Here is a 26,343-nt window from a genome sequence, read left to right as displayed (position 1 = left end):
TGTTCAAGTTCCCCTGCGACTGATCGAAAAGTTGTAGAGTACCGCATAGCTGGTCGATACCAGCAGCGGTACGGCAATCGTCTTGAGAATTTCCGGTGTTCCGGTTGCCGCATGGACGGCGACGAGAATGGTGATTGAGGCAAGGCAGGCGAGGAATGGTGGCATCCAAAGCCGCAAGACCCCGCGGAAACGAAGAGACAGCGCCTCGATCGTCGATTTCAGGCATAGCGTCAGCGCGGCTGAAAGCGCGCCCTGCACCAAGCCGGCTATCAACGGTCGCGGCATTGCATGATGCCTGTTGGCAAACAATGCCCATCCGCCCATCGCCAGAAACGCAAAAAGCACATGGACGATGCTGCTGCGGGCAAGGGCGCGCAGACGGCTGCTCATGTCAGCGACCACCAATATCGCGTCAGATGAAAGAAGATCGGTGCCGAGAACACGACCGAATCAAGCCGGTCGATCAAACCGCCATGTCCTTCGATCAGGTGACCCCAGTCCTTGACCCCGCGGTCCCGCTTGATCGCCGACATTACCAGCCCGCCGAAGAAGCCCATCATCGTGATGATGAACGACATCAGCCCAGCTTGAAGCGGCGTAAATGGCGTGATCCACCAGAGCGAGGCGCCGAGCAGAGTTGCGCTGGCAACCCCGCCGGCAAAACCCTCCACCGTCTTCGACGGCGAGAGTTTCGGGGCGATCTTCGTGCGTCCGAAGAGCTTGCCCCAGATATACTGCAGCACGTCGCTCGATTGCACGACGATCACCAGGAAGGCGATCAGCAGCACATTGCGTCCCTCGTAGTCGGGTATCTGCAGGGTCAGCAGTGCCGGCACATGCGAGGCACAAAAGACGCAGATCATCAGCGCCCATTGGACTTCGGAGATCCGCAGCAGGAAGTTTTGCGTGTCGCCGCGCAGGACGGCGATGATCGGCATGAGCAGGAAGGCATAAACAGGAATGAAGATCGCATAGATGCCGTATTCCTCCGCCCAAAGCAGATAGTAGTTGATCGGCAGGGCCAGGAAGAAGGCGGCGGCAATCGCCCAATGATCGGCGCGGCGGGTGTTGATGAGCGTGATGAATTCGCGAAGCGCTGCAAAAGAGCAGAAGGCGAAGAGCAGCAGCACCCCGACCCGTCCGGCAATGAAGGCAATGGCGATCAGGAAGACCATTGCCCACCAGGCCTTGATACGGGCATTCAGGTTCTCGATCGCGCCATTGGAGCCATCGGGCGAGAGCTTGCGCTGCAGAACATAACCGACCGACGAGGCGAACAGGAGGATACCGCCGACGCCGAGCAAAAGGGTGACCATGTCGGAAGTCGTCGTGCTCATGCGTCGTTGTCCGTCTGTGCCGGGGCGAGGGAAAGCAGCGCGCCTTGCGCCCTGGTGATGAAGTCTTCCTTGCTCTCGTCTGGTTCAACCCTCAGCGGTTCGCCGAAGTTGATCGTGCAGATCAACGGGATCGGAACAAACTCGCCCTTCGGCATCACGCGGTTGAGATTGTTGATCCAGACCGGGACGAGGGCGACGTCCGGCCGCTTGCGCGCAAGGTGATAGAGGCCGCTCTTGAACGGCAGCAGCTTGGCCTCGGTCTGGTTGCGTGTACCTTCGGGAAAGACGATCAGTGACGCGCCTTCGTCAAGTGCCGTTGCCATCTGTTCGACGGGGTCGCTGGTGCGGGCGGCGGGGTCGCGTTCTATCAGAACGGCATCGAAGACGTCGCGGCCGATGAAGGATGTCAGCTTCGACTTCAGCCAATACTCGGCGCTGGCGACGGGACGGGCACGTTCGCGCAGCCAGGGCGGCAGCACAGCCCAGATCAGGATGAAATCGCCATGGCTGGAGTGATTGGCGAAATAGATGCTCTGTTTCGGCGGCAGGCCGGTTTCGTGCCAGATTGCGCGGGCAGCTGTCAGCGCACGCGCAAACATCATGATGGCGACCGAAGCGAGCTTGGCAAGCAAATCGCGAATCATTCCGCCTCGATCCCATCTTGAAGGTATCCCGGTGTCGAGGGATGCGTTGCCCCTCGTGCCCGCATGCGTCCCACGCCCTGCAATGAAATGATCAAATGTCGCCCCTCAAACCTGCAACCGGTCGTAACCTCAGGCTGCATCGACCGACTTTACGCGATTGCCTCCGCTTCACAAGCGGCCGAAGTCGCTCCTGGGATGATGACGTGCGAGCGGCTCAATTTCTTCGATCTCCGTAGTTTTTTGAGTGCTCTGGAAAACGATGCGACGTCGCACCGCAGCCTTCGACCGCAGAGTGGTTCCATTCGACGTTGACCTCCTGCAACTCCGCCGCTAGTTTTCGAGCTCAACAAGAGGAGCGTCGTCCAATGCGCCAGTAATGCCCGGTGAAAACCGAATTCGCCTCAACTTCGCTCGCGAAGGGGATGGACAATGGCATTGCTCGATCCGCAACAGACGGACAGACGCCGAGGCATTTTTGCCTCCGATCTCTATTCTCCATCGTGAGCGGTCATATTTGGACGTGTTTCCAGGGACCGATTATGCAGAATATATCCTCCAATCTCGATCCCATCGATCACAACCGACAGGCCTGGGACAGGCAGGCGAGCCAGCAATGCGAATGGTCTCAGCCGGTCACGCCGGAATTGATCGCCGCCGCCCGTAACGGACAATGGCAGGCGCGGCTGACGCCCGGTGACCTGCCTCAGGGATGGTTGCCTGACATCCGCGGCAAGAAGATCCTGTGCCTGGCTTCGGCCGGCGGCCAGCAGGCTCCCATTCTGGCAGCGGCCGGTGCCGAGGTCACCGTCTTCGATATCTCCGAACGGCAACTCGATCAGGACCGGCTGGTGGCGGTGCGCGAAGGCCTGCTGCTGAAAGTCGTCCAGGGCGACATGCGCGATCTCTCGCTCTTTGCCGATGGCACCTTCGACATCGTCTTCCATCCGATATCGAACCTCTACGTCCCCGATATTCAGCCGGTCTGGCGCGAATGCCACCGGGTTCTGAAGACGGGCGGTCGGCTGCTTGCAAGCTTCTACAATCCAGTGGTGTTCGTCGGTGACCGCGACCCGAGCTATGCCGAACAGGGCCTCATCCGCCCCGTTTATCAGCTTCCCTTTGTCGAGGCCGAACATCTCGCTGCCGACTCGGTGCGGTCCAAGATCGACAGGGGCGAAGCCCTGGTGTTCGGGCACAGCCTGGCTGAACAGATCGATGGTCAACTGCGGGCCGGCTTCGTGCTGGCTGGCTTCCACGAAGACTGGCAGCCTGTGCCACGCTTCGTGATCGACAGGTTTGTGCCGACCTTTATCGCGACCTGCGCCATCAAAAGCGATCTTGGTCTTTGACGCGGATGGCCCGATCTCGCTGTTCGGGCCGCAAACGCAGGCGGAAAGAGAACAACCGCAGCGGCCGACGCGACGCTGCGGTTGCGGTCCCCAGCCCTCCTCGTGGCGCCGTGTTACGTCGTGTTACTGTTACGTACTTCCCAAACCACCGATTTCATCCCTTTCTGTTCTCCAACTAAAGAAAGGGTCGATACGTATGCGCTTCATCGCTTTGTTGTTTGTGCCTTTGACGATCGCCGTATTGGGGCTTTCGGGCTGTGCCACTACTCCCTCGAGCAATACGACCTACGCACAGCCCCAAACGTCCGCCCCCGGTCTCGGGGCCTCGAATACGGCCAACGCCACGGCGGCTCCGGGATTCTACTGACGCTCAGGCAGTTCGGTACCTGCTGGCAAGCATAAATCTGCAGCGGGCGGTGCCCGCCACGGACGGCTCCTGTTTGCGGCGGGTGTTTGTGGCCGGGCGGCCAATCGGCGCCATAGCCGCCAGCCGGCTTGCATTCGCCGGCCAAAAGTTGCAAACAGCGGCGAACCATCAGGGAACACGCCATGAGCCTCTCCAAGCGCACCACCCGCCCGCTCGATCACCTCGTGCTGCCGGTGGATACGCTCGAACAGGCACGGCGTCGCCTCAATGATCTCGGCTTCACCGTGGCCGAGGATGCCCGCCACCCCTTCGGTACCGAAAACGCCTGCGTTTTCTTCTCCGACAACACCTATCTCGAGCCGCTTGCCGTCGCTTCGCGCGAGGAATGCGAGGCGGCAGCCTTGGCCGGCAACGCCTTCGTTGCCCGCGACCAGGCATTCCGTTTCCGCCAGGGGCCGGAGGGCCTCTCGGCGATCGTGCTCGGTACCGAGGACGCTGCTGCCGATCACATGCGGTTTCGCGCCCGTGGCATTTCCGGCGGCGACATGCTGGAGTTCTCCCGGCCGATGCGGCTACCCGATGGTCGGGAGGGTCTCGGATCCTTCCGGCTGGCCTTTGCCGCCGACCTGCGCTCGCCGGATTTCTTCCTGTTTAGCTGTCAGCGCGTGCGTGCACTTCCGACCGACCGGGATGCGCTCGAACGGCACGAAAACGGCGTGCTCGGCATTTCCGAGGTGGTGCTTTCGGAGACGAACCCGACCGATTTCCAATACCTGCTGCAGGAGGCGGTCGATGAGCGCGAAGTCGCGGCTCACTCCTTCGGCATGGACATCGAGACGACGAACGCCAAGATCTCGGTTCTGAGTGCTGCCGGTATTGAAGCCTTCTTCGGCCGCTCGGTTCGCGACGCCGAGCGCGGCTTGCGCGGCCGGGCCGTAATCTTCCGTGTCGCCGACCTCGAAGTGACGCGCGCGCTCTTTGCGCGCAACGATATCGAATTTTCAGAAATGGGCGGACGCCTCATTGTCCCCGAAATGGCGGGGCAAGGGGTGATCTTCGCGTTTGGAGCTTGATGATGGAAACGAATGCCAGAGTAGTCGTCGGTGAAGGTGCCAGCCAAGTCGCCTTCTCGCAGAAGGAGCGCCTGTCGCTGATCGCCGGCCCCTGTCAGATGGAAAGCCGCGAGCACGCCTTCATGATGGCGGGAAAGCTTGCCGAACTGTGCAAGTCGCTTGATATCGGCCTCGTCTACAAGTCGTCCTTCGACAAGGCCAACCGCACGTCGCTTTCGGGCAAGCGCGGCATTGGCCTCGAGACCGCCATGGAGATCTTTGCCGATCTCAAGAAGGAGTTCGGCTTCCCGGTCCTGACCGATGTCCACACCGAGGAGCAATGCGCAGTCGTCGCCGAGACCGTCGACATCCTGCAGATCCCGGCCTTCCTGTCGCGCCAGACCGACCTTCTGGTGGCCGCTGCCAAGACCGGCCGCACCATCAACGTCAAGAAGGGCCAGTTCCTGGCGCCTTGGGACATGAAGAACGTGCTTGCCAAATTCACCGAGAGCGGCAACCCGAACGTGCTTCTGTGCGAGCGCGGCGCGTCCTTCGGCTACAACACGCTGGTTTCAGACATGCGCTCGTTGCCGATCATGGCCTCGCTCGGCGCGCCTGTCGTCTTCGACGCCACCCACTCGGTACAGCAGCCGGGCGGGCAGGGCGGTTCCACCGGCGGTCAGCGCGAATTCGTTGAAACGCTGTCGCGTGCAGCCGTTGCCGTCGGCATCGCCGGCCTGTTCGTCGAAACCCACGAGGATCCGGACAACGCGCCCTCCGATGGCCCCAACATGGTGCATCTGAAGGACATGCCGCGGCTGCTCGAAAAGCTGCTGGCCTTTGATGCCGTCGCCAAGGGCTGAGACAGCCTCGTGAAATTTTCATGAACCCGGTGGCGCGGTTGTTTTTGCATCTTGCGCGCCATTGAAATTCCCGGGCCTTCGCTTATGACGGGCCCGACCCACCACCGTCCTCAAGCAGGGAAGAGATCATGACTGCAATCATCGACATCATCGGCCGAGAAATTCTGGACAGCCGCGGCAACCCGACCGTCGAGGTCGACGTCCATCTGGAAGACGGAAGCTTCGGCCGCGCAGCCGTGCCGTCGGGTGCCTCGACCGGTGCGCATGAGGCAGTCGAGCTGCGCGATGGTGGAACGCGTTACCTCGGCAAGGGTGTCGAGCGCGCCGTCGATGCCGTCAACGGCGAGATCTTCGAGGCGATCGGTGGCCTCGACGCGGAAAACCAGATCCAGATCGACAAGACGATGATCGAGCTGGATGGCACGGCCAACAAGTCGCGCCTTGGCGCCAACGCCATCCTCGGTGTGTCGCTGGCCGTCGCCAAGGCTGCTGCCGAAGCTTCCGGCCTGCCGCTCTACCGTTACGTCGGCGGCCCGAACGCGCACGTGCTTCCGGTTCCGATGATGAACATCATCAACGGCGGCGCCCATGCCGACAACCCGATCGACTTCCAGGAGTTCATGATCGTTCCGGTCGGTGCCGAGACGATGCGTGATGCGGTCCGCATGGGTTCGGAAGTGTTCCACACCCTGAAGAAGCAGCTTGCAGCCGACGGCCACAACACCAATGTCGGCGACGAAGGCGGCTTTGCGCCGGGTCTGGCCTCCGCTCCGGCAGCGCTCGACTTCATCATGAAGTCGATTGAAAAGGCTGGCTACAAGCCGGGCGAAGACATGTTCATCGCGCTCGACTGCGCCGCCACCGAATTCTTCAAGGACGGCAAGTACGTGCTCGAAGGCGAGGGCCGCACGCTGGAGCCGGGCGCAATGGCCGAATACCTGGCGGAACTCGCCGCCAAGTACCCGATCTTCTCGATCGAAGACGGCATGGCGGAAGACGACTGGGACGGCTGGAAGGCCGTGACCGACCTCATCGGCAACAAGTGCCAGCTCGTCGGCGACGATCTGTTCGTCACCAACTCCGCGCGCCTGCGCGACGGCATCAAGATGGGTGTTGCCAACTCGATCCTCGTCAAGGTCAACCAGATCGGCTCGCTGTCGGAAACGCTCGACGCCGTCGAGACCGCGCACAAGGCACGCTACACCGCCGTCATGTCCCACCGCTCGGGCGAGACCGAGGATGCGACGATCGCCGACCTCGCGGTTGCCACAAACTGCGGCCAGATCAAGACCGGCTCGCTGGCCCGTTCCGACCGGCTCGCAAAGTACAACCAGCTGATCCGTATCGAAGAGCAGCTCGGTCTGCAGGCCAAGTACGCCGGCCGTTCGATCCTGCGCGGCTGATAGCCTCGATCGATTGCTGAAAATTAAACCCGCTCACGGCCGCCGTGAGCGGGTTTTGCTTTATCCGGCCATTCATGGTCAACGGTCGGTTAATCAATGCCCGCTAGTCTCATCTCTGTATTGCGTATCAGGGTACGGACGGGATGTGGACACGGCATCATAAGAAACGGAAACTAGGTCGGTTGGTGGTGCCGCTGATCGCGGTCGCCTTTCTCTCCTATTTCGGCTATCATTCCATTCACGGCGGCTACGGCTTGAAGGCGACGGAACAATTCGATCGCCAGATCGTTGAGCGGCAGGCACGGCTGGACGAGCTCACCAGGCAGCGTACGACCCTCGAAAGAGAGGTCCAGCTGATGAGCGACGGTTCGCTGGAGCGTGACATGCTGGATGAGAAAGCACGCCTCGCGCTCAACATGTCGCGCAGCGACGAAATCGTTATTTTCCACCGCATGACGAATTAACCGAAATTCGGTTAATTGACATTTAGCTTTTAAATTCAATAGCTTGTGCGGAATGCGAGCCATGCAAATATGGCATTGCTGTGGCGCTTTTCTTTCCCTATGGTAACCGTCAAAGGCTAACCATTGGGAGGAATGAATGGCTCCGCGAAAAAACGCGTCCGTCTCCAGCCGTAAGACCGCAGCAAAGCCGGCCAAGAAGGACTTGAGCGGCGGCACCATCGCCGAATTCACCAAGGAAGACGAACTGAAAGCCTACCGCGAAATGCTGCTCATCCGGCGTTTCGAGGAAAAGGCCGGCCAGCTCTACGGCATGGGCTTCATCGGCGGCTTCTGTCACCTCTACATCGGCCAGGAAGCTGTCGTCGTCGGCATGCAGATGGCCCTGAAAGAGGGCGATCAGGTCATCACTGCCTACCGTGACCATGGCCACATGCTGGCCTGCGGCATGAGCGCCCGTGGCGTCATGGCCGAACTCACCGGTCGTCGCAGCGGTCTTTCCAAGGGGAAGGGCGGCTCGATGCATATGTTCTCCAAGGAAAAGCACTTCTACGGCGGTCACGGCATCGTCGGCGCACAGGTGTCGCTCGGCACCGGCCTTGCCTTCGCCAACCGCTATCGCGGCAATGACAACGTCAGCGTCGCCTATTTCGGTGACGGCGCGGCCAATCAGGGTCAGGTCTACGAAAGCTTCAACATGGCGCAGCTGTGGAAGCTTCCGGTGATCTACGTGATCGAGAACAACCGCTATGCCATGGGCACCTCGGTCACCCGCGCCTCGGCGCAGACCGATTTTTCCAAGCGCGGTGTTTCCTTCGGTATCCCCGGCTTCCAGGTTGATGCCATGGACGTTCGCGCCGTCAAGGCGGCTGGCGACGAGGCTGTCGAGTATTGCCGTTCGGGCAAGGGCCCGATCATCTTGGAAATGCAGACCTACCGCTATCGCGGCCATTCCATGTCCGACCCGGCGAAATACCGCTCGAAGGACGAAGTGCAGAAGATGCGGTCGGAACACGACCCGATCGAGCAGGTGAAGGCGCGTCTGGCCGAAAAGGGTTGGGCGAGCGAGGACGAGCTGAAGCAGATCGACAAGGACGTCCGCGACATCGTCGCCGACAGCGCCGACTTTGCCCAGGCTGATCCGGAGCCGGATGCATCCGAGCTCTACACCGATATCCTGCTTTGATCCGGGGAGGTTCAAACATGCCAGTAGAAATTCTCATGCCCGCCCTTTCCCCGACGATGGAGGAAGGCACGCTCTCGAAATGGCTAAAGAACGAAGGCGACAAGGTCTCCTCCGGCGACGTCATCGCCGAGATTGAGACTGACAAGGCCACCATGGAAGTGGAAGCCGTCGACGAGGGCACGATCGGCAAGCTGCTGATCGCCGCCGGCACCGAAGGCGTCAAGGTCAACACGCCGATCGCGGTCCTGCTGCAGGACGGCGAAGGCGCTGGCGATATCGCCGCACCGAAGACTGAAGCACCGAAGGCTGCCGCCGCAAGCGAAGCACCGGCCGCCGCGGCGTCCGCACCGGCACCGGTTGCCGCCCAGCCGAAGGTCGAAGTTGCCGCCGATCCGGCGATCCCGGCCGGTACCGAAATGGTGACGATGACCGTGCGCGAAGCTCTGCGCGACGCCATGGCTGAAGAAATGCGCGCCAGCGACGACGTTTTCGTCATGGGCGAGGAAGTCGCCGAATACCAGGGCGCCTACAAGATCACGCAGGGGCTGCTGCAGGAATTCGGCGCCCGTCGCGTCATCGACACGCCGATCACCGAACATGGCTTTGCCGGCGTCGGCGTTGGCGCTGCCATGACCGGCCTGCGCCCGATCGTCGAGTTCATGACCTTCAACTTCGCCATGCAGGCGATTGACCAGATCATCAACTCCGCCGCCAAGACGCTCTACATGTCCGGCGGCCAGATGGGCGCGCCGATCGTGTTCCGTGGCCCGAGCGGTGCTGCGGCCCGCGTCGCGGCCCAGCACTCGCAGTGCTATGCCGCCTGGTACAGCCACATTCCGGGTCTCAAGGTCGTCATGCCGTACACGGCTGCCGACGCCAAGGGCCTGCTGAAGGCCGCGATCCGTGACCCGAACCCGGTCATCTTCCTCGAAAACGAAATCCTCTACGGTCACTCCTTCGAAGTGCCGAAGCTTGATGATTTCGTGCTGCCGATCGGCAAGGCGCGTATCCACAAGGTCGGCAAGGACGCGACCATCGTTTCCTTCGGCATCGGCATGACCTACGCGGTCAAGGCGGTGGCGGAACTGGAAGCGCAGGGCATCGACGTCGAGCTGATCGACCTTCGCACCATCCGTCCGATGGACCTGCCGACGGTGATCGAATCCGTCAAGAAGACCGGCCGTCTGGTCACCGTCGAAGAAGGCTATCCGCAGTCTTCCGTCGGCACCGAGATCGCGACCCGCGTCATGCAGCAGGCCTTCGACTATCTCGACGCCCCGATCCTGACGATCGCCGGCAAGGATGTGCCGATGCCTTACGCCGCGAACCTCGAGAAGCTCGCGCTTCCGAACGTCGCAGAGGTCGTCGATGCGGTGAAAGCCGTTTGCTACAAATAAGGGGAGGGCCCTTCGATGCCTATCAACATCACAATGCCTGCCCTCTCTCCGACGATGGAAGAAGGCAATCTGGCCAAGTGGCTGGTCAAGGAAGGCGATAAGGTCAAGTCCGGCGATGTGATCGCCGAGATCGAAACCGACAAGGCGACGATGGAGGTCGAGGCCGTCGATGAAGGCACCGTCGCCAAGATCGTCGTTCCTGCCGGCACCGAAGGCGTCAAGGTCAATGCGCTGATCGCAGTTCTCGCAGCCGACGGCGAAGATGTTGCCGCGGCCGCCAAGGGCGGCAATGGCGCAGCGGCGCCGGCTCCGGCCGAGAAAAAGGCAGAGCCGGCCCCCGCATCGGCACCAGTCAGCGCTCCGGTTCCTGTCGCAGCTCAGCCGGTGGCGGCAGCTTCGCAGGCGGCCAAGACGGAATCCGGTGCCCGCGTCTTCTCGTCGCCGCTCGCACGTCGTCTGGCCAAGGATGCCGGCATCGATCTTTCGGCAATCGCCGGCTCCGGCCCGCATGGCCGCGTGATCAAGAAGGACGTCGAGTCCGCTGTTGCCGGTGGCGGCGCCAAGCCGGCCGCTGCACCCGCCGCAGGTGTCGCGGCTCCGGCTGCCGCGCCGCTTGCCAAGGGCATGTCGGAAGACGCCGTTCTCAAGCTGTTCGAGCCCGGCTCCTACGAGCTCGTGCCGCATGACGGCATGCGCAAGACGATCGCCAAGCGGCTCGTCGAATCCAAGCAGACGATCCCGCACTTCTACGTCTCGGTCGATTGCGAACTCGACGCGCTCCTGGCGCTCAGGGCACAGCTCAACGCTGCATCTCCCGAAAAAGACGGCAAGCCGGTCTATAAGCTCTCGGTCAACGACATGGTGATCAAGGCGCTGGCGCTGGCGCTGCGCGACGTTCCGGATGCAAACGTGTCCTGGACCGACAGCAACATGGTCAAGCACAAGCATGCCGACGTCGGTGTGGCCGTGTCCATTCCGGGCGGCCTGATCACCCCGATCGTTCGTCAGGCGGAGCTGAAGAGCCTGTCAGCCATCTCCAACGAGATGAAGGACCTCGGCAAGCGCGCCAAGGACCGCAAGCTGAAGCCCGAGGAATATCAGGGCGGCACCACGGCGGTCTCCAACATGGGCATGATGGGCGTCAAGGACTTCGCCGCCGTCGTCAACCCGCCGCATGCCACGATTCTTGCGGTCGGTGCGGGCGAGGAACGCGTCGTCGTCAAGAACAAGCAGATGGTCATCGCCAATGTGATGACGGTCACGCTCTCGACCGACCACCGTTGCGTCGATGGCGCGCTCGGCGCCGAGCTGCTCGGAGCCTTCAAGCGCTACATCGAAAACCCGATGGGCATGCTGGTCTGATGTGGACCGGGACCGGCCTCTGGGCCGGTCCTCTCCTTGATCGCAATGCCGAAGGCGGGCCCGGACGATGAAAACAGTTCTCTGCTACGGTGACAGTCTGACATGGGGCTATGACGCGTCCGGCCCGGGCCGTCATGCGCTCGAAGACCGCTGGCCGAGCGTACTGCAAAAGGCGCTCGGGCCCGATGTTCACGTTGTCGCCGAAGGGTTGAACGGACGCACGACCGCCTATGACGATCATCTCGCCGATTGCGACCGCAATGGTGGACGGATGCTGCCGAGCGTCCTGCACAGTCATGCGCCTCTCGATCTGATGGTCATTCTGCTCGGCTCCAACGACATGAAGCCGATCATTCACGGCACGGCTTTCGGTGCGGTCAAGGGCATCGAGCGCCTGGTCAATCTGGTGCGCCGTCACGATTGGCCGGTTGAAACGGCGGAAGGTCCCGAAATCCTCATCGTTTCGCCACCGCAGCTTTGCGAGACCGCAAACAGCGCATTCGCGGCGATGTTCGCTGACGGCATCGAGCAATCCGCGATGCTCGCGCCGCTCTATCGCGATCTGGCTGACGAACTGGATTGCGGGTTCTTCGATGCCGGATCGGTTGCGAGGACAACGCCGCTCGATGGCGTGCATCTGGACGCGGAAAACACCCGTGCGATCGGCCGGGGCCTCGAGCCGGTCGTCCGGATGATGCTCGGTATCTGAGATGGCCGACGACGTCACCATCAGACCGGCGGAACGAAATGAGGCGGCGGAACTCGCTGTTCTCGTCGACATCGCCTCGCACGGCTTTGCCGCCTGGCTCTGGTATGGCGCGGTTCTCGGTGGCGCGACCGATACGGCTTTCGAGCGCGGGCGCAACAAGCTGCGCGAGGGTGTTGGGCCAGGCAACTGGCGAGATGCGGTCGTGGCCGACCTCGAGGATGAAATCGCAGGCCTGTCGATTGGTTACGGCATCGACGCTTCGGTGACGGAAATCGAAGCGAAACATGCCGTGCTCGAACCCTTGCTGGCACTGCAGCGGCAGGTGGTTGGCCACTGGTTCATCGATAGCCTCGGCGTCTATCGCCATCGGCGGGGCCGCGGCATCGGACGCAGACTGCTTGCACATGAAATTGCACGTGCCGGCACGGCGCCGGTGAGCCTGATCACCGAAAGCCACAATGACAGGGCGCAGGCACTCTACAGGGAAAACGGCTTCGAGGAGGCGGCTCGGGCCGAGGCCGTGCCGCTCTTCGAAGGCAGCAGAAAACACGACTGGGTGCTCTTCACCCGCAAGGTCGCTTGAGACAAAGGCAGGAAACACATGGCTGAGAATTACGACGTCATCGTCATCGGTTCGGGTCCGGGGGGCTATATCGCCGCCATTCGTGCGGCACAGTTGGGCCTCAAGACCGCGGTCGTCGAGCGTGAGCATCTGGCTGGCATCTGCTCCAACTGGGGCTGCATTCCGACCAAGGCGCTGCTGCGCTCGGCCGAGGTGCTGCACTACGCCCAGCATCCGGGCAGCTACGGCATCAAGATCGAAGGCGCGGTGACGCCGGACCTGAAGGCGATCGTTGCCCGCTCGCGCGGCATTGCCGAGCGCATGAACGGCGGCGTCGGCTTTCTCATGAAGAAGAACAAGGTCGACGTCATCTGGGGCGAAGCCAAGCTGACCAAGCCCGGCGAAATCGTCGTCGGCAAGATGACGAAGGCGATCGTGCAGCCCCAGGCGCCGCTGCCGAAGAACACCAAGGGCGAGGGCACCTACACTGCCAAGCACATCATCATTGCCACCGGAGCCCGTCCGCGGGCACTGCCTGGCATCGAGCCGGACGGCAAGCTGATCTGGACCTATTTCGAGGCGATGAAGCCTGAGGAAATGCCGAAGTCGCTGCTGGTCATGGGCTCGGGCGCCATCGGCATCGAGTTTGCCTCGTTCTACCGCACCATGGGTGTTGACGTGACGGTGGTCGAGGTCATGCCGACCGTGATGCCGGTCGAAGACGCCGAGATCTCCGGCATTGCCAAGAAGCAGTTCGAGAAACAGGGCATGAAGATCCACCTCGATGCCAAGGTGACGAAGGTCGACAAGGCTGCCAACTCGATCACCGCCCATGTCGAGATGAAGGACGCCAAGGTCGAAAAAATCACCGCTGACCGGATGATCTCCGCCGTCGGCGTTCAGGGCAACATCGAGAACCTCGGCCTCGAAACGCTGGGTATCAAGACCGACCGCGGCTGCATTGTCATCGACGGCTACGGCAGGACCAACGTTCCCGGCGTCTATGCGATCGGCGACGTTGCCGGTCCGCCGATGCTTGCCCACAAGGCCGAGCACGAGGCCGTTATCTGCGTCGAGAAGATCGCCGGCCTGCCGAATGTCCACCCGATGGACAACTTGAAGATCCCGGGCTGCACCTACTGCCACCCGCAGGTCGCCTCGGTCGGCCTCACCGAAGCCAAGGCAAAGGCCGAGGGCCGTGAAATTCGCGTCGGCCGCTTCCCCTTCGTCGCCAACGGCAAGGCGATCGCGCTTGGTGAAGACCAGGGCTTGGTCAAGACGATCTTCGACAGGAAGACCGGCGAACTGCTGGGCGCACACATGGTCGGCGCTGAGGTGACCGAGCTCATCCAGGGCTTCGTCGTCGCGATGAACCTGGAGACGACCGAAGAAGACCTGATGCACACGATCTTCCCGCATCCGACGATCTCGGAGACGATGAAGGAGAGTGTTCTTGATGCTTATGGGCGTGCGCTGAACGCCTGATGGGACTGGCTTCCGCCGGAACTTTTGGCTCGATCCGGCATTGAGGACGCGACCTTGTCCTCAATGCACGGAGATCACCATGAGTTTGAACGGCGTCGGCATCCTGGCTGCGATCATCATCGGCGGACTGGCCGGATGGCTCGCGGAGAGGTTCATGAACAGCGACATGGGTCTGTTCATGAACATAGCGCTCGGCATCATCGGAGCGGTGGTGTTGAACTTCATTCTGGCAGCCTTCGGCATGGCTTTTGCCGGCTGGCTCGCCTATCTGGTCATCGGCTTCATCGGCGCCTGCCTGCTGATAGCCATTGGCCGCGCTGTCAAACGATAGCCTGCGACACTTCGAACGCTACTGCATAATTCCTTAAATCGGAATCGATTTAAGGACAAAATTATGCAGCGACTCAAAGTGTTACAGCGACCTTTGCGCGTCTAAATAGACGCGCGGCGCTGTAGCGGTCGGGCTGTCCGACAAAAGGTGGCCTGACATTTCCTGTCGAGCCATCTATATAGATCGAAAATGGGTCTGTCGGCACGATGCCGCAGCCGCCGCGACGAGGAAGACAGTATGGTAACGGTGTTCGATGCCGCTTCTGACCGGGCGCAACGCGTCCGCCATCCGGAAAAGGCCCACAAGCCCGACACCGAAATGCTGCGCAAGCCGGAATGGATCCGCGTCAAGGCGCCGATGTCGAAGGGTTATCAGGAGACGCGCGAACTGGTGCGTTCGCACAAGCTCGTGACGGTCTGTGAAGAAGCCGGTTGCCCGAACATCGGCGAATGCTGGGACAAGAAACACGCCACCTTCATGATCATGGGCGAAATCTGTACCCGCGCCTGCGCCTTCTGCAATGTCGCAACCGGCAAGCCGAATGCGCTCGACATGGCGGAACCCGAGAACGTCGCCAAGGCCGTCAAGCAGATGGGCCTCTCCCACGTCGTCATTACCTCCGTCGACCGTGACGACTTGGCCGACGGTGGCGCCGAACATTTCGAGAAGGTGATCTGGGCGATCCGCGCCGCGTCGCCGCTGACCACCATCGAAATCCTGACGCCTGACTTCCTGAAGAAGCCCGGCGCCCTGGAGCGCGTCGTCGCCGCCAAGCCTGATGTGTTCAACCACAACATGGAAACCGTGCCGGGCAACTATCTCACCGTCCGTCCAGGCGCCCGATACTTCCACTCCATCCGCTTGCTTCAGCGCGTCAAGGAACTCGATCCGACGATGTTCACCAAATCCGGCATTATGGTCGGTCTCGGCGAAGAGCGTAACGAAGTGCTGCAGCTGATGGACGACCTGCGCACCGCCGACGTCGATTTCATGACCATCGGCCAATACCTGCAACCGACGCGCAAGCACCATAAGGTCGAGAAGTTCGTCACACCCGAGGAATTCAAGTCCTACGAAACGGTCGCCTATACCAAGGGCTTCCTCATGGTCGCCTCGAGCCCGCTCACCCGCTCGTCGCATCACGCCGGCGACGATTTCGCCCGCCTGCGTGCGGCGCGCGAAAAGAAGCTGCTGGCTGCTGCTCAGTAGTGTCAAGGCATTTCGAAACAACAAGAACTCCGGCCCCAGCGCCGGAGTTTTCGTTTGAATGTCACTCATCGCGCGCGAAGCGCATTGCCTCTCGCGTACGCGCAAAACTTGCAAATTTTTGGTCGATCGCGTAACGGCTGTTTGATTGGTGGTGAGAGCCAGCTTTTTTGACGCCTTTCGACGAGGCGAACCAAGCGCATGGATCGTTTGTGGAGAGTTTCTCGATGGACCGGCCAATAGCGTCAGGAACGGTGAACTACATCGACGATGCCATCGCTGCTGATCATATCCGCAGTGCCAGGCGCATGCTCGTGGTCGGATGCTCCGGTGGCGGAAAATCGACGCTTTCGCAAAAACTCTCCAGGCATCTCGATCTCGCTTATATTTCGATCGATCGCGATATTTTGTGGTTGCCCGGTTGGGTACAGCGCGACCGGGCGGAGCAACGGCAGCGCATCGTCGAGAGGATCGCCGGCGATCGTTGGATCATGGATGGAACCAACCCTTCAACCTTCGATGTCCGCGTGCCGCGAAGTGATATCGTCATCTGGGTGCGCATGCCGCGGCTTCTCTGCATCTGGGGTGTCGTCACCCGCTGGCTGAAATTCCCCGGGCGCACCCGCCCTGAGATGGCGCCGGGCTGCATCGAGAAGGTCGACTGGTAGTTCCTCGAATTCATCTGGACCTTCGAGGACAGGTTCTCGCCGCGTATCGTCGCCGGCCTTGCCCAACACGGGCCGAATGTGCCGGTTCTGCAGTTGAAATCGCGGCGCCAGATGCAGAGGCTCCTTGATCTTCTCGGCGTGCCCGCTTAACTCCCCTCTATGCCGCACTTTGAAACGAACCATGTCGTCAAGCACACGGCCGACCAGATGTTCGATCTTGTCGCCGACGTCGAACACTATCCGGAGTTCCTGCCGCTCTGCGAGGCGCTGACCGTGCGCTCACGCAAGGAGAGGGATGGCAAGATCTTGCTGTTGGCCGACATGACCGTCGGCTACAAGGCGATCCGCGAGACCTTCACGACGCAGGTCCTGCTGAACAAGGCCGAACGCATGATCGAGGTGAAGTACATCGACGGTCCGTTCAAATATCTCGACAATCGCTGGCGCTTCGAACCCTCCGGCGAGGGGCAGTCGATCGTGCATTTCTACATCGACTATGAGTTCAAGAGCCGCATTCTCGGGGCACTGATGGGCTCGATGTTCGACCGCGCTTTCCGCATGTTCTCCGACGCGTTCGAGAAGCGCGCAGACAAGATTTACGCGGTCTGAGCGACCTCTGTCAGCATCTCCAGCGCCGTTCGGATGGTTGCCAGCCGCACGGCATCGCGACCGATATCGCCATAGCGCATCTCGCGGTGGAGGGCAGTGCCGTTACGCCCCGTTGCCGACAGATGCACCAGGCCGACAGGTTTTTCCGGCGACCCGCCGCCCGGGCCGGCAATGCCGGTCACCGCGACGGCGAAGTCAGCCTCGGAGCGTGCAACCGCCCCACGCGCCATTTCGACGGCCGTCTGCCTTGAAACAGCGCCGTGGGCGGCGAGCGTTGCCGGATCGACGCCGAGCATCTGGATCTTGGCGTCGTTGGAGTAGGTGACGAAACCGCGATCGACGACGGCGGATGATCCGGAAATTTCCGTCAGTGCACCGGCAATCAGTCCGCCCGTGCAGGATTCGGCAGTTGCCACCTTGAGGCCGCGCGCGGTGAAATCGGCAATGATCTTGCTGGCCGTCGCTTGAATGTCATTCGGCCACATCGTGTGCGCCCCCTGATGTGTAGACAACGGTCGCTGTCGCGATCGCGGCGATACCCTCGTCGCGGCCGACGAAACCGAGCCGCTCGTTCGTCGTCGCCTTGACCGAACAGCGGTCGAGATCGATGCCGAGCATGTCGGCAAGGTTCTCCCGCATCGCCTGGCGATGCGGCCCGACCTTTGGGGCTTCGGCAATCAGCGAGATATCGGCATTGGTGATCGTGCCGCCGCGCTGGCGCACGATGCTTGCGGCGTGTTCGAGGAAGATGCGCGAGGGTGCACCCTTCCACTGCGGGTCGGACGGTGGGAAGTGGTCGCCGATGTCGCCGGCGCCGCAGGTGGCAAGCAGCGCATCGGTGAGCGCGTGCAGGGCGACGTCGGCATCGGAATGGCCGGAGAGCTTCTTGGTATGCGGGATCAACACACCGCAAAGCGTCACGCCATCACCCTCGACCAGCTGGTGCACGTCATAGCCATTACCGGTGCGAACGTCCGGAATCAGATGTCGCTTGAGTTTCTCGTCGGCCATGGTGATGTCCCTTTTCAGTGTGAGCTTGACGTTGTCGACCGTGCCTTCGACGAGCATCACCGGGATACCTGCCCATTCGGCGATCGAGGCGTCGTCGGTAAAATCCGTTCGTCCGCTTGTCGCGGCGGCTCTGTGGGCGTCGAGGATGGCCTTGAGATCGAAGGTCTGTGGTGTCTGCGCCGCATGGAGATGATTGCGCGAGACGGTTTCGGTCACCATGCCGGCGGCGTCGGCGCGCTTGAGCGTATCGGATACGGCAATCGCCGGCAGCACGGCGCGTGCCCCCTTTGCCAGAGCGTCAGCGCAGCGCGACAACAGGGCATGATCGGCAAAGGGGCGCACGGCGTCATGGATCATGACGTAGCGTGAGCCCGCTGCCGCTACGGCTTCCAGGCCTGCGAGAACCGATTGCTGCCGCGTCGCGCCGCCGTGAACCACGATCAACTCGCGTGCCGGCGATCGCCTGCGTGCGGCCGCCAGCAGATCCTCGTCATCGGGGTGGATGACGACCACGATCGGGCCGGCCCCCGGCCATGTCGCGAAAGTGTCAAGCGTATGGGCGATAACGGGCCTGTCGCCGATGGTGCGGTACTGCTTCGGACCTTCGGCCGAATGTCCGGCGCGTTCGCCGCGCCCCGCTGCAACGATTACGACGCCGCAGGAAAGCTGTTCTTCAGACTGCATCTTCTGTATGTGGTCCCGGATTTCGCCAATCTTCGCCGTGATGTACCGCGAAGGTCCGTGCTTTGCCAGCTGAACAGGGAAATTTGCCCGACGCTTCGAAATCGCTTGGCAAGCCAAAGAACAATGTCTAAAAATAGTGCAAGAACAACATGTGCCTGAAAGATATGCATTTGCCAGCTCCGGCCCTGTCATCGCCGCTTCGGATCGGGAATGTCGAAATCCGCAACCGGGTGGCGCTCGCCCCGATGTCTGGCGTCACGGACCTGCCGTTCCGCACCTTGGCCTGGCGCTTCGGTGCAGGGTTCGTCGTGACGGAGATGGTGGCGAGCCGCGAGCTTGTCGGCAACGCCTCGGAATCGTGGGCGAGGCTGAAGAACTCCGGCATCAAGCCGCACATCGTGCAGCTTGCCGGCCGCGAAGCGCATTGGATGGGCGAGGCGGCAAAAATCGCTGCTGCAAATGGTGCCGACATCATCGATATCAATATGGGCTGCCCGGCAAAGAAGGTGACGGGCGGCTATTCCGGCTCGGCGCTGATGCGCGATCCCGATCATGCCTTGTCGCTGGTCGAGGCGACGGTGAAGGCCGTGGATGTGCCGGTCACTCTGAAGACGCGGCTTGGCTGGGACGAAAACTCGATCAACGCCCCGCTGATCGCAAGGCGGGCACAGGAGGCCGGCGTCCAGGCGATCACCGTGCACGGCCGCACCCGTATGCAGTTCTACACCGGTAGAGCCGATTGGGACGCGATCCGCGCCGTGCGTGAGGTTGTTTCCGTGCCGCTGGTTGCCAATGGCGACGTCGCTACGGTAGCGGATGCGGAAGAGATACTAAGGCGCTCCGGGGCCGACGCCGTCATGGCCGGCCGGTCGTCTCAAGGCCGCCCCTGGCATGTCGGTGTTCTCGCCGGCGCGGCGGCACATCCCGACCAGGCGGAGATCGCCGACATTTTCGTGGAGCACTATCAGATGATGCTCGAATTCTACGGTGCCGACACGGGCCTGAGGCATGCGCGCAAGCATGTCGGCTGGTATCTCGACCGTTTCGCCCCCGATCTTGCTGGCGCAGAGAAGGGGGCGATCCTGACGTCGACTGATTCCAAATCCGTCGCCGCGCGCGCGTCCGACGCCATTCGCAGTTCGCATGTGACCTTCTCGAGCGAAGGGATCGCCGCATGACCGAGAAGCCCAATAGTCCGGAAGCCTTGGCTGCTGCCAACGGCCTGTCGATGGCGGTGCTCAACGCGATCCAGAATCCGGTGATCCTTGTCGATCAAAATGGTCTCGTCGCCTTTGCCAACTGGGAAGCCGAGTCCTTTTTCGGCGCCAGCGCCAACCACCTGGCCCGCCACGACATCAGCGCCTTCATTCCGTTCGGCAGTCCGCTTTTGACACTGATCGAGCAGGTGCGTGAGCGCAAAGCCCCGGTCAACGAGTATCGCGTCGATCTCAGCTCGCCGCGGCTGGGGGCCGACAAGCTGGTCGATCTCTATGTGGCGCCGGTGCTTTCGGAGCCCGGCTCCGTCGTGGTCGTCTTTCAGGAGCGGTCGATGGCCGACAAGATCGACCGCCAGCTGACGCATCGGGCGGCTGCGCGTTCGGTCACTGGTCTCGCTTCGATGCTGGCGCATGAGATCAAGAACCCGCTTTCCGGCATTCGAGGTGCCGCGCAATTGCTGGAGACCTCCGTCAATGACGAAGATCGGGCGCTGACCCGGCTGATCTGCGACGAGACCGACCGGATCGTCTCGCTGGTCGATCGGATGGAAGTATTCTCCGACGAGAGACCCGTCGACCGTGTGCCGCTCAATATTCACTCGGTGCTCGACCATGTGAAGGCAATCGCCAAGGCGGGCTTTGCGCGCCGGATCAAGGTGACGGAGAACTACGACCCGTCGCTTCCCTCGGTCTTTGCCAACCGCGACCAGCTCGTGCAGGTGTTTCTCAATCTCATCAAGAACGCCGCCGAGGCGATCGGCGACCGGTCGGAAGGCGAGATCATGCTGACGACCGCCTACAGGCCCGGCATCCGCCTTTCGGTCGCAGGCACCCGCGAGAAGATCTCGCTGCCGCTCGAATTCTGCGTGCACGACAACGGCCCGGGCGTTCCCTCTGACCTGCTGCCGCACCTGTTCGATCCGTTCATCACGACCAAGACCAACGGTTCGGGTCTCGGGCTGGCACTCGTCGCCAAGATCATCGGCGGGCATGGTGGCATCGTCGAATGCGACAGCCAGCAGAATCGCACGACTTTCCGCGTCCTGATGCCGGCCTCCAAGGGGCAGGCGGCGGACGAAGACGACATGCCTATGACAAAAGGAAACATTGCATGACGGGTGCCACGATCCTCGTCGCGGATGACGACGCAGCCATTCGCACCGTGCTCAATCAGGCGCTGAGCCGCGCCGGCTACGACGTTCGCATCACGTCGAACGCCGCGACGCTCTGGCGCTGGATCTCCGCCGGCGATGGTGACCTGGTTGTCACCGACGTGGTCATGCCCGACGAGAATGCCTTCGACCTGCTGCCGCGCATCAAGAAGGCGCGCCCCGATCTGCCGGTGCTTGTCATGAGCGCGCAGAACACTTTCATGACGGCAATCAAGGCTTCCGAAAAAGGCGCCTATGACTATCTGCCAAAGCCCTTCGATCTGACGGAGCTGATCGGCATTATCGGCCGGGCGCTGGCCGAACCGAAGCGCCGCCCGTCCAAGATCGACGACGATTCGCAGGATGGCATGCCGCTCGTCGGCCGCTCGGCAGCGATGCAGGAAATCTACCGGGTTCTCGCCCGCCTGATGCAGACCGATCTCACGCTGATGATCACTGGCGAATCCGGTACGGGCAAGGAGCTGGTCGCGCGCGCGCTGCACGACTACGGCAAGCGCCGCAACGGCCCCTTCGTTGCGATCAACATGGCGGCCATTCCGCGTGATCTGATCGAATCGGAACTGTTCGGCCACGAAAAGGGGGCCTTCACCGGCGCTCAGACCCGCTCGACCGGCCGTTTCGAGCAGGCCGAAGGCGGCACGCTCTTCCTCGACGAAATCGGCGACATGCCGATGGATGCACAGACGCGGCTGCTGCGTGTGCTGCAGCAGGGCGAGTATACGACGGTCGGCGGCCGCACGCCGATCCGCTCCGACGTGCGCATCGTCGCGGCAACCAACAAGGACCTGAAACAGTCGATCAACCAGGGTTTGTTCCGCGAGGATCTGTATTACCGGCTGAATGTGGTGCCGCTGCGCCTGCCGCCGCTGCGCGATCGTGCGGAAGACATTCCCGATCTCGTGCGCCACTTCGTTCAGCAGGCGGAAAAAGAGGGGCTGGACGTCAAGCGTTTCGATCAGGAGGCGCTCGAGCTGATGAAGGCGCATCCGTGGCCGGGCAACGTGCGCGAGCTTGAAAACCTCGTGCGTCGACTGACCGCGCTTTACCCGCAGGACGTCATCACGCGGGAAATCATCGAGAACGAGCTGCGCTCGGAGATCCCCGACAGCCCCATTGAAAAGACGCAAGCGCGCAGCGGTTCGCTGTCGATCTCGCAGGCGGTCGAGGAGAATATGCGGCAATATTTTGCCAGCTTCGGCGATGCGCTTCCTCCGACCGGTCTTTACGAGCGTGTGCTCGCCGAGATGGAATATCCGCTCATCCTTGCCGCGTTGACGGCGACGCGCGGAAACCAGATCAAGGCCGCCGATCTGCTCGGCCTCAACCGCAACACACTGCGCAAGAAGATCCGCGAACTGGGCGTGTCGGTCTATCGCAGCTCGCGCACGGCTTGACTTGGCCATACCCACCGTTGCATTTTCGCCACAATGCGTTGCTTGAACGTGTTATGACCGCCGAATCGAGCGGTGTTGCGCTGCCTTGCCCGGCCCTAAGGCCTGTGGCCCATGCGCAACAGCTCCGACGGACGGTCCGGTCAACACCTTGACCCGGAATGTGAGTGAGAATTGCCGGTGTCGACAGGCGCCGGTTGGGGGAATGTTTTTACATGGTGGATGCGATGGCCTTGCCGCTGGGCACAGATGACGGAGTCGCGGCGCAGGACCGCCGCGCGTCCTTTGCCCTGCCGGGGCTCATGCTGGCGATCGGCGCGCTGGTCTGCGCAACCCTGTCTCTGCTCGTTCTGCTTGGACTGACGCCGATCCGTCTGGAGCGCAACGTCTTCATCGCCTGCGCCGCGATCAACGGCCTGTTCGTGGTCGGGTTGATCTATCTCATCGTTCGCGAGATTCTCAGATTGCTGCGCGCACGCCGCAAGGGCCGCGCCGCCGCGCGGCTTCATGTGCGCATCGTGGCTCTGTTTTCGATCGTCGCCATCACGCCCGCCATTCTGGTCGCGATCTTCGCCAGCATAACGTTGGATGTCGGCCTTGACCGCTGGTTCTCACTGCGTACCCAGGCGATCGTTCGATCGTCTATCAGTGTCGCCCAGGCCTATGTGCTGGAAAATGCCAGCTATCTGCAGGGCCAGACCGTGTCGATGGCCAATGACCTCGAGCGCAATCGGCAGCTCTACAGCCTCGACCGGACCGGCTTTACCGAACTGATGACTCGACAGGCGAGAGGGCGCGGCATGCTTGGCGCTTTCCTCGTCCGGGCGGATGGCAGTGCCATTCTCCAGGCCAACATCTCGACGGAAAAGCCCTTGCCGGCCATCCCGCCGGACGCGCTGAAAAGCTCGGTTTCCGGTCAACCGACATTGATCCCGCCGGGTATTACCAACCTTGTGGGGGCCGTGATCCCACTTGACGATATTCCCGGCACCTATCTGTACACCGTCCGCAACGTCGATCCTGAAGTGATGCGTTCGCTGCGGCTGATGGAAGAAAACACCGCCGAGTACAAGACGCTGGAGGCTGGGCGTGCCTTCACGCAGATTGCCTTCGGGGTTCTCTATATCGGCTTTGCGCTGATCGTGCTGCTGGCGGCGATCTGGACGGCGATCGCGGTCGCCGACCGTATCGTTCGGCCGATCCGGCAGCTGATCGGTGCGGCCGACAGCGTTGCCTCCGGCAATCTCGACGTGGTTGTGCCGGTGCGTGCCGTCGATGGTGACGTCGGCAATCTGTCACGCACGTTCAACAAGATGGTCTCCGAGATCCGTACCCAGCAGGAGCAGATTCTGGAGGCCAAGGACGAGGTCGACCACCGGCGGCGGTTCATCGAGGCGGTGCTTTCGGGTGTCACGGCAGCCGTCATCGGCGTCGGCCACGACCGGCAGATCACCATTGCCAACTCTTCCTCGGAGGAGTTTCTGAAAAAGACCGCGCCGGACCTGCTCGGCGCCGATCTGCGCGCGGTCGCACCTGAGATCGAGGAGGTGCTGGTCGAGGCGGAAAGCCGCTACCGCAACAACTTCCGCAAGCAGATCAATATCATGCGCGGCGGAACCGAGCGCACGCTTAACGTCCAGGTGACACGCGAGGAGGGCGGCGAGGCAAACGAGTCCTACGTCATCACCATCGACGACATCACCGACCTCGTGATTGCGCAGCGGTCGACCGCCTGGGCCGATGTCGCGCGCCGTATCGCACACGAAATCAAGAACCCACTGACGCCGATCCAGCTCTCTGCCGAACGTCTGAAGCGTCGCTACGGCAAGCAGATCGATCAGGAGGACAGGATCGTCTTCGATCAATGCACCGACACGATCGTAAGGCAGGTCGAGGATATCGGTCGGATGGTCGACGAGTTCTCCGCCTTTGCCCGCATGCCGAAGCCGACGAAGGAGAAGGCGGATCTGCGCGCCATTCTGAAGGACGCCGTGTTCCTGCGCGAAATGGGCAACAACCACATCAGCTTCATTCGCGATTTCGGCGACGAGGCGCTCGAAGGCATGTTCGATGGCCGCATGCTCGGCCAGGCGTTCGGCAACATAGTGAAGAATGCGGTCGAGTCGATCGAAGCGGTGCCGACGGAGGCTGTCCGGGGCGAGCCGAAAGTACTCGTGCGCGCCCAGCGGGATGGAGCTGCCGGCCGGTTTGTCGTCGATGTCATCGACAACGGCAAGGGCCTTCCGACCGAGAACCGGCACAGAATTTTAGAACCGTATATGACGATGCGCGAAAAGGGCACGGGCCTTGGCCTCGCGATCGTCAAGAAGATCATTGAGGACCATGGCGGACAACTGGAATTGCACGACGCACCGGCCGATTTCGATGGCGGCGTCGGAGCAATGATCCGCGTGATCCTGCCGCCTGCCGGAGAAGCCGGGGGCGAAGACACTTTGAAGGGTAAGGGTACGAGCGATGGCCGCTGACATTCTGGTTGTGGACGATGAGGAAGACATCCGCGAGATCGTTTCCGGCATCCTGTCCGACGAAGGGCACGAGACCCGCACCGCATTCGACAGCGACAGTGCGCTTGCGGCGATCAGCGACCGCGTGCCGCGACTCGTTTTTCTCGATATCTGGATGCAGGGCAGCCGCCTCGACGGCCTCGCCCTGCTTGACGAGATCAAGGGACGCCATCCCGATCTGCCTGTCGTGATGATTTCCGGACACGGCAACATCGAAACGGCCGTCAACGCCATCAAGCGCGGCGCCTATGATTTCATCGAGAAGCCGTTCAAGGCCGACCGCCTGATCCTGATCGCCGAGCGTGCACTCGAGAACTCCAAGCTGAAGCGAGAAGTCTCGGAGTTGAAGAAGAAATCGGGTGATCCGGTCGAACTGATCGGGACCTCGGTTGCCGTTTCGCAGCTCCGGCAAACCGTCGAAAAGGTGGCGCCGACCAACAGCCGCATCATGATCCAGGGACCGTCCGGTTCCGGCAAGGAGCTGGTGGCCCGGATGATCCACCGCAAGTCGACCCGCTCGACCGGCCCGTTCGTGGCGCTGAATGCCGCAGCGATCACACCCGATCGCATGGAGATTGCGCTCTTCGGAACCGAGGGCACGCCGGGGCAACCGCGTCGTACGGGCGCACTCGAAGAGGCGCATGGCGGCATCCTCTATCTCGATGAAGTCGGTGAAATGCCGCGCGAAACGCAGAACAAGATCCTACGTGTTCTTGTCGATCAGCAGTTCGAGCGGGTCGGTGGTACCAAGCGCGTCAAGGTCGATGTTCGCATCATCTCCTCGACGGCCTACAACCTCGAAAACATGATCTCAGAAGGGCTCTTTCGCGAAGATCTCTTCCACCGGCTCGCGGTCATCCCCGTGCGGGTGCCGGCGCTGGCCGAGCGCCGCGAGGATATCCCGTTTCTTGTCGACATGTTCATGCGTCAGGTCAGCGAACAGGCGGGCATCCGGCCGCGCAAGATCGGCGACGATGCGCTCGCCGTGCTACAGGCCCATGACTGGCCGGGCAACATTCGCCAGCTCCGCAACAATATCGAGCGCCTGATGATCCTTGCCCGCAGTGACGGTCCGGATACCCCGATCTCCGCCGACATGCTGCCGACCGAAGTTGGCGACACCTTGCCGAAGATCTCCGCGCAGGGTGACCAGCACATCATGACGCTGCCGCTGCGCGAGGCTCGCGAAATGTTCGAGCGCGACTATCTGATCGCTCAGATCAACCGATTCGGCGGCAACATTTCCCGCACGGCCGAATTTGTTGGCATGGAGCGTTCGGCGCTTCACCGCAAGCTGAAGTCGCTGGGCGTTTGAGCGTTAAACCTCTTCCGGCTAGCGGCCGCCTGTTCCT

General features: G+C 61.8%; 24 protein-coding genes and 1 pseudogene. 20 read left to right on the top strand and 5 right to left on the bottom strand.

The genetic code is table 11. The features are described 5' to 3' along the window. Positions 1-3: 3 nt before the first annotated feature. Genes BC360_RS25975 through BC360_RS25965 form a run of 3 tightly spaced genes read right to left on the bottom strand, consistent with a single transcriptional unit; the run spans position 4 to position 1,981 of the window. Complete coding sequence (locus BC360_RS25975; RefSeq protein WP_065781256.1) at positions 4-390, bottom strand: hypothetical protein; 387 nt, start codon at positions 388-390, stop codon at positions 4-6. Next, on the bottom strand, positions 387-1,337 hold the full coding sequence (locus tag BC360_RS25970; protein WP_065797382.1) for a phosphatidate cytidylyltransferase: 951 nt from the start codon (positions 1,335-1,337) through the stop codon (positions 387-389). Before BC360_RS25970 ends, BC360_RS25975 begins: the two co-directional genes overlap by 4 nt. Beyond that, positions 1,334-1,981 (bottom strand): lysophospholipid acyltransferase family protein, encoded by a 648-nt coding sequence (locus tag BC360_RS25965; protein WP_413813773.1) that lies wholly within the window; start codon positions 1,979-1,981, stop codon positions 1,334-1,336. Before BC360_RS25965 ends, BC360_RS25970 begins: the two co-directional genes overlap by 4 nt. A 539-nt stretch (positions 1,982-2,520) precedes the next feature. On the opposite strand from BC360_RS25965, the gene BC360_RS25960 reads away from it, so the two are divergent. The 15 genes and pseudogenes from BC360_RS25960 to BC360_RS25890 all read left to right on the top strand — a co-directional run bounded on the left by BC360_RS25960 (position 2,521) and on the right by BC360_RS25890 (position 16,991). Continuing rightward, a complete protein-coding gene (locus BC360_RS25960; RefSeq protein ID WP_139110202.1) occupies positions 2,521-3,330 on the top strand; it encodes a class I SAM-dependent methyltransferase in 810 nt (269 codons plus the stop codon). 549 nt (positions 3,331-3,879) lie between these two features. After that, complete coding sequence (locus tag BC360_RS25955; protein ID WP_065797380.1) at positions 3,880-4,770, top strand: VOC family protein; 891 nt, start codon at positions 3,880-3,882, stop codon at positions 4,768-4,770. After that, on the top strand, positions 4,770-5,612 hold the full coding sequence (gene kdsA, locus BC360_RS25950) for a 3-deoxy-8-phosphooctulonate synthase (RefSeq protein ID WP_065797378.1): 843 nt from the start codon (positions 4,770-4,772) through the stop codon (positions 5,610-5,612). Before BC360_RS25955 ends, kdsA begins: the two co-directional genes overlap by 1 nt. 128 nt (positions 5,613-5,740) lie before the next feature. Then, complete coding sequence (gene eno, locus BC360_RS25945; protein ID WP_065797376.1) at positions 5,741-7,015, top strand: phosphopyruvate hydratase; 1,275 nt, start codon at positions 5,741-5,743, stop codon at positions 7,013-7,015. A gap of 143 nt (positions 7,016-7,158) precedes the next feature. Then, the gene (locus BC360_RS25940) at positions 7,159-7,479 is read left to right on the top strand and encodes an FtsB family cell division protein (protein ID WP_065781251.1); all 321 of its coding nucleotides are present in this window, start codon (positions 7,159-7,161) and stop codon (positions 7,477-7,479) included. A gap of 136 nt (positions 7,480-7,615) precedes the next feature. Continuing rightward, positions 7,616-8,662, top strand: a complete 1,047-nt coding sequence (gene pdhA, locus BC360_RS25935) for a pyruvate dehydrogenase (acetyl-transferring) E1 component subunit alpha (protein WP_065781250.1) — start codon at positions 7,616-7,618, stop codon at positions 8,660-8,662. 17 nt (positions 8,663-8,679) lie between these two features. Further along, on the top strand, positions 8,680-10,059 hold the full coding sequence (locus tag BC360_RS25930) for a pyruvate dehydrogenase complex E1 component subunit beta (RefSeq protein ID WP_065797374.1): 1,380 nt from the start codon (positions 8,680-8,682) through the stop codon (positions 10,057-10,059). A 15-nt stretch (positions 10,060-10,074) separates the two neighbouring features. Further along, positions 10,075-11,421, top strand: a complete 1,347-nt coding sequence (locus BC360_RS25925) for a pyruvate dehydrogenase complex dihydrolipoamide acetyltransferase (protein ID WP_065797372.1) — start codon at positions 10,075-10,077, stop codon at positions 11,419-11,421. A 67-nt stretch (positions 11,422-11,488) separates the two neighbouring features. Then, positions 11,489-12,130, top strand: coding sequence for an SGNH/GDSL hydrolase family protein (locus tag BC360_RS25920; RefSeq protein WP_065797370.1), 642 nt, complete (start codon positions 11,489-11,491; stop codon positions 12,128-12,130). A 1-nt stretch (position 12,131) separates the two neighbouring features. After that, positions 12,132-12,713, top strand: coding sequence for a GNAT family N-acetyltransferase (locus BC360_RS25915; protein ID WP_065797368.1), 582 nt, complete (start codon positions 12,132-12,134; stop codon positions 12,711-12,713). Positions 12,714-12,731: 18 nt separating this feature from the next. After that, the gene (gene lpdA / locus BC360_RS25910) at positions 12,732-14,177 is read left to right on the top strand and encodes a dihydrolipoyl dehydrogenase (RefSeq protein WP_065797366.1); all 1,446 of its coding nucleotides are present in this window, start codon (positions 12,732-12,734) and stop codon (positions 14,175-14,177) included. A 79-nt stretch (positions 14,178-14,256) separates the two neighbouring features. Next, positions 14,257-14,508, top strand: a complete 252-nt coding sequence (locus BC360_RS25905; RefSeq protein ID WP_065797364.1) for a GlsB/YeaQ/YmgE family stress response membrane protein — start codon at positions 14,257-14,259, stop codon at positions 14,506-14,508. Between the two features lie 237 nt (positions 14,509-14,745). Next, the gene (gene lipA / locus BC360_RS25900; protein WP_065781243.1) at positions 14,746-15,717 is read left to right on the top strand and encodes a lipoyl synthase; all 972 of its coding nucleotides are present in this window, start codon (positions 14,746-14,748) and stop codon (positions 15,715-15,717) included. A 224-nt stretch (positions 15,718-15,941) separates the two neighbouring features. Then, positions 15,942-16,532, top strand: a pseudogene (locus tag BC360_RS25895) (AAA family ATPase). 9 nt (positions 16,533-16,541) lie between these two features. Then, positions 16,542-16,991 (top strand): type II toxin-antitoxin system RatA family toxin, encoded by a 450-nt coding sequence (locus tag BC360_RS25890; RefSeq protein WP_065781241.1) that lies wholly within the window; start codon positions 16,542-16,544, stop codon positions 16,989-16,991. On the opposite strand, the gene BC360_RS25885 is transcribed toward BC360_RS25890, so the two are convergent. Next, positions 16,979-17,476 (bottom strand): CinA family protein, encoded by a 498-nt coding sequence (locus BC360_RS25885; RefSeq protein ID WP_065797362.1) that lies wholly within the window; start codon positions 17,474-17,476, stop codon positions 16,979-16,981. The two genes, BC360_RS25890 and BC360_RS25885, sit on opposite strands and share 13 nt — an antisense overlap. Then, positions 17,463-18,686 (bottom strand): bifunctional 2-C-methyl-D-erythritol 4-phosphate cytidylyltransferase/2-C-methyl-D-erythritol 2,4-cyclodiphosphate synthase, encoded by a 1,224-nt coding sequence (locus BC360_RS25880; protein WP_139110200.1) that lies wholly within the window; start codon positions 18,684-18,686, stop codon positions 17,463-17,465. Before BC360_RS25880 ends, BC360_RS25885 begins: the two co-directional genes overlap by 14 nt. Before the next feature lie 149 nt (positions 18,687-18,835). Here BC360_RS25880 and dusB point away from each other — a divergent pair, with 149 nt between their 5' ends. From dusB to ntrX, 5 genes are all read left to right on the top strand, one after another. Continuing rightward, entirely contained in the window at positions 18,836-19,864 is a 1,029-nt protein-coding gene (gene dusB, locus BC360_RS25875; protein ID WP_065781239.1) for a tRNA dihydrouridine synthase DusB, read from the top strand. Then, complete coding sequence (locus tag BC360_RS25870; RefSeq protein ID WP_065781238.1) at positions 19,861-21,018, top strand: two-component system sensor histidine kinase NtrB; 1,158 nt, start codon at positions 19,861-19,863, stop codon at positions 21,016-21,018. Before dusB ends, BC360_RS25870 begins: the two co-directional genes overlap by 4 nt. Continuing rightward, entirely contained in the window at positions 21,015-22,469 is a 1,455-nt protein-coding gene (gene ntrC, locus BC360_RS25865) for a nitrogen regulation protein NR(I) (RefSeq protein WP_053247260.1), read from the top strand. The genes BC360_RS25870 and ntrC overlap by 4 nt, the downstream gene beginning before the upstream one ends. Before the next feature lie 212 nt (positions 22,470-22,681). Beyond that, positions 22,682-24,952, top strand: coding sequence for a sensor histidine kinase NtrY-like (locus BC360_RS25860; RefSeq protein WP_065781237.1), 2,271 nt, complete (start codon positions 22,682-22,684; stop codon positions 24,950-24,952). After that, the gene (ntrX, locus tag BC360_RS25855; protein WP_025426781.1) at positions 24,942-26,306 is read left to right on the top strand and encodes a two-component system response regulator NtrX; all 1,365 of its coding nucleotides are present in this window, start codon (positions 24,942-24,944) and stop codon (positions 26,304-26,306) included. Before BC360_RS25860 ends, ntrX begins: the two co-directional genes overlap by 11 nt. The last annotated feature ends 37 nt before the right edge of the window (positions 26,307-26,343 follow it).

The sequence above is a fragment of the Ensifer sp. LC163 genome, assembly GCF_001695855.1.
In the GTDB taxonomy this organism is placed as follows: domain Bacteria; phylum Pseudomonadota; class Alphaproteobacteria; order Rhizobiales; family Rhizobiaceae; genus Ensifer.
The sequence above is the reverse complement of the archived record's forward strand: the minus strand, read 5'-3'. Positions and strand labels throughout refer to the sequence as shown.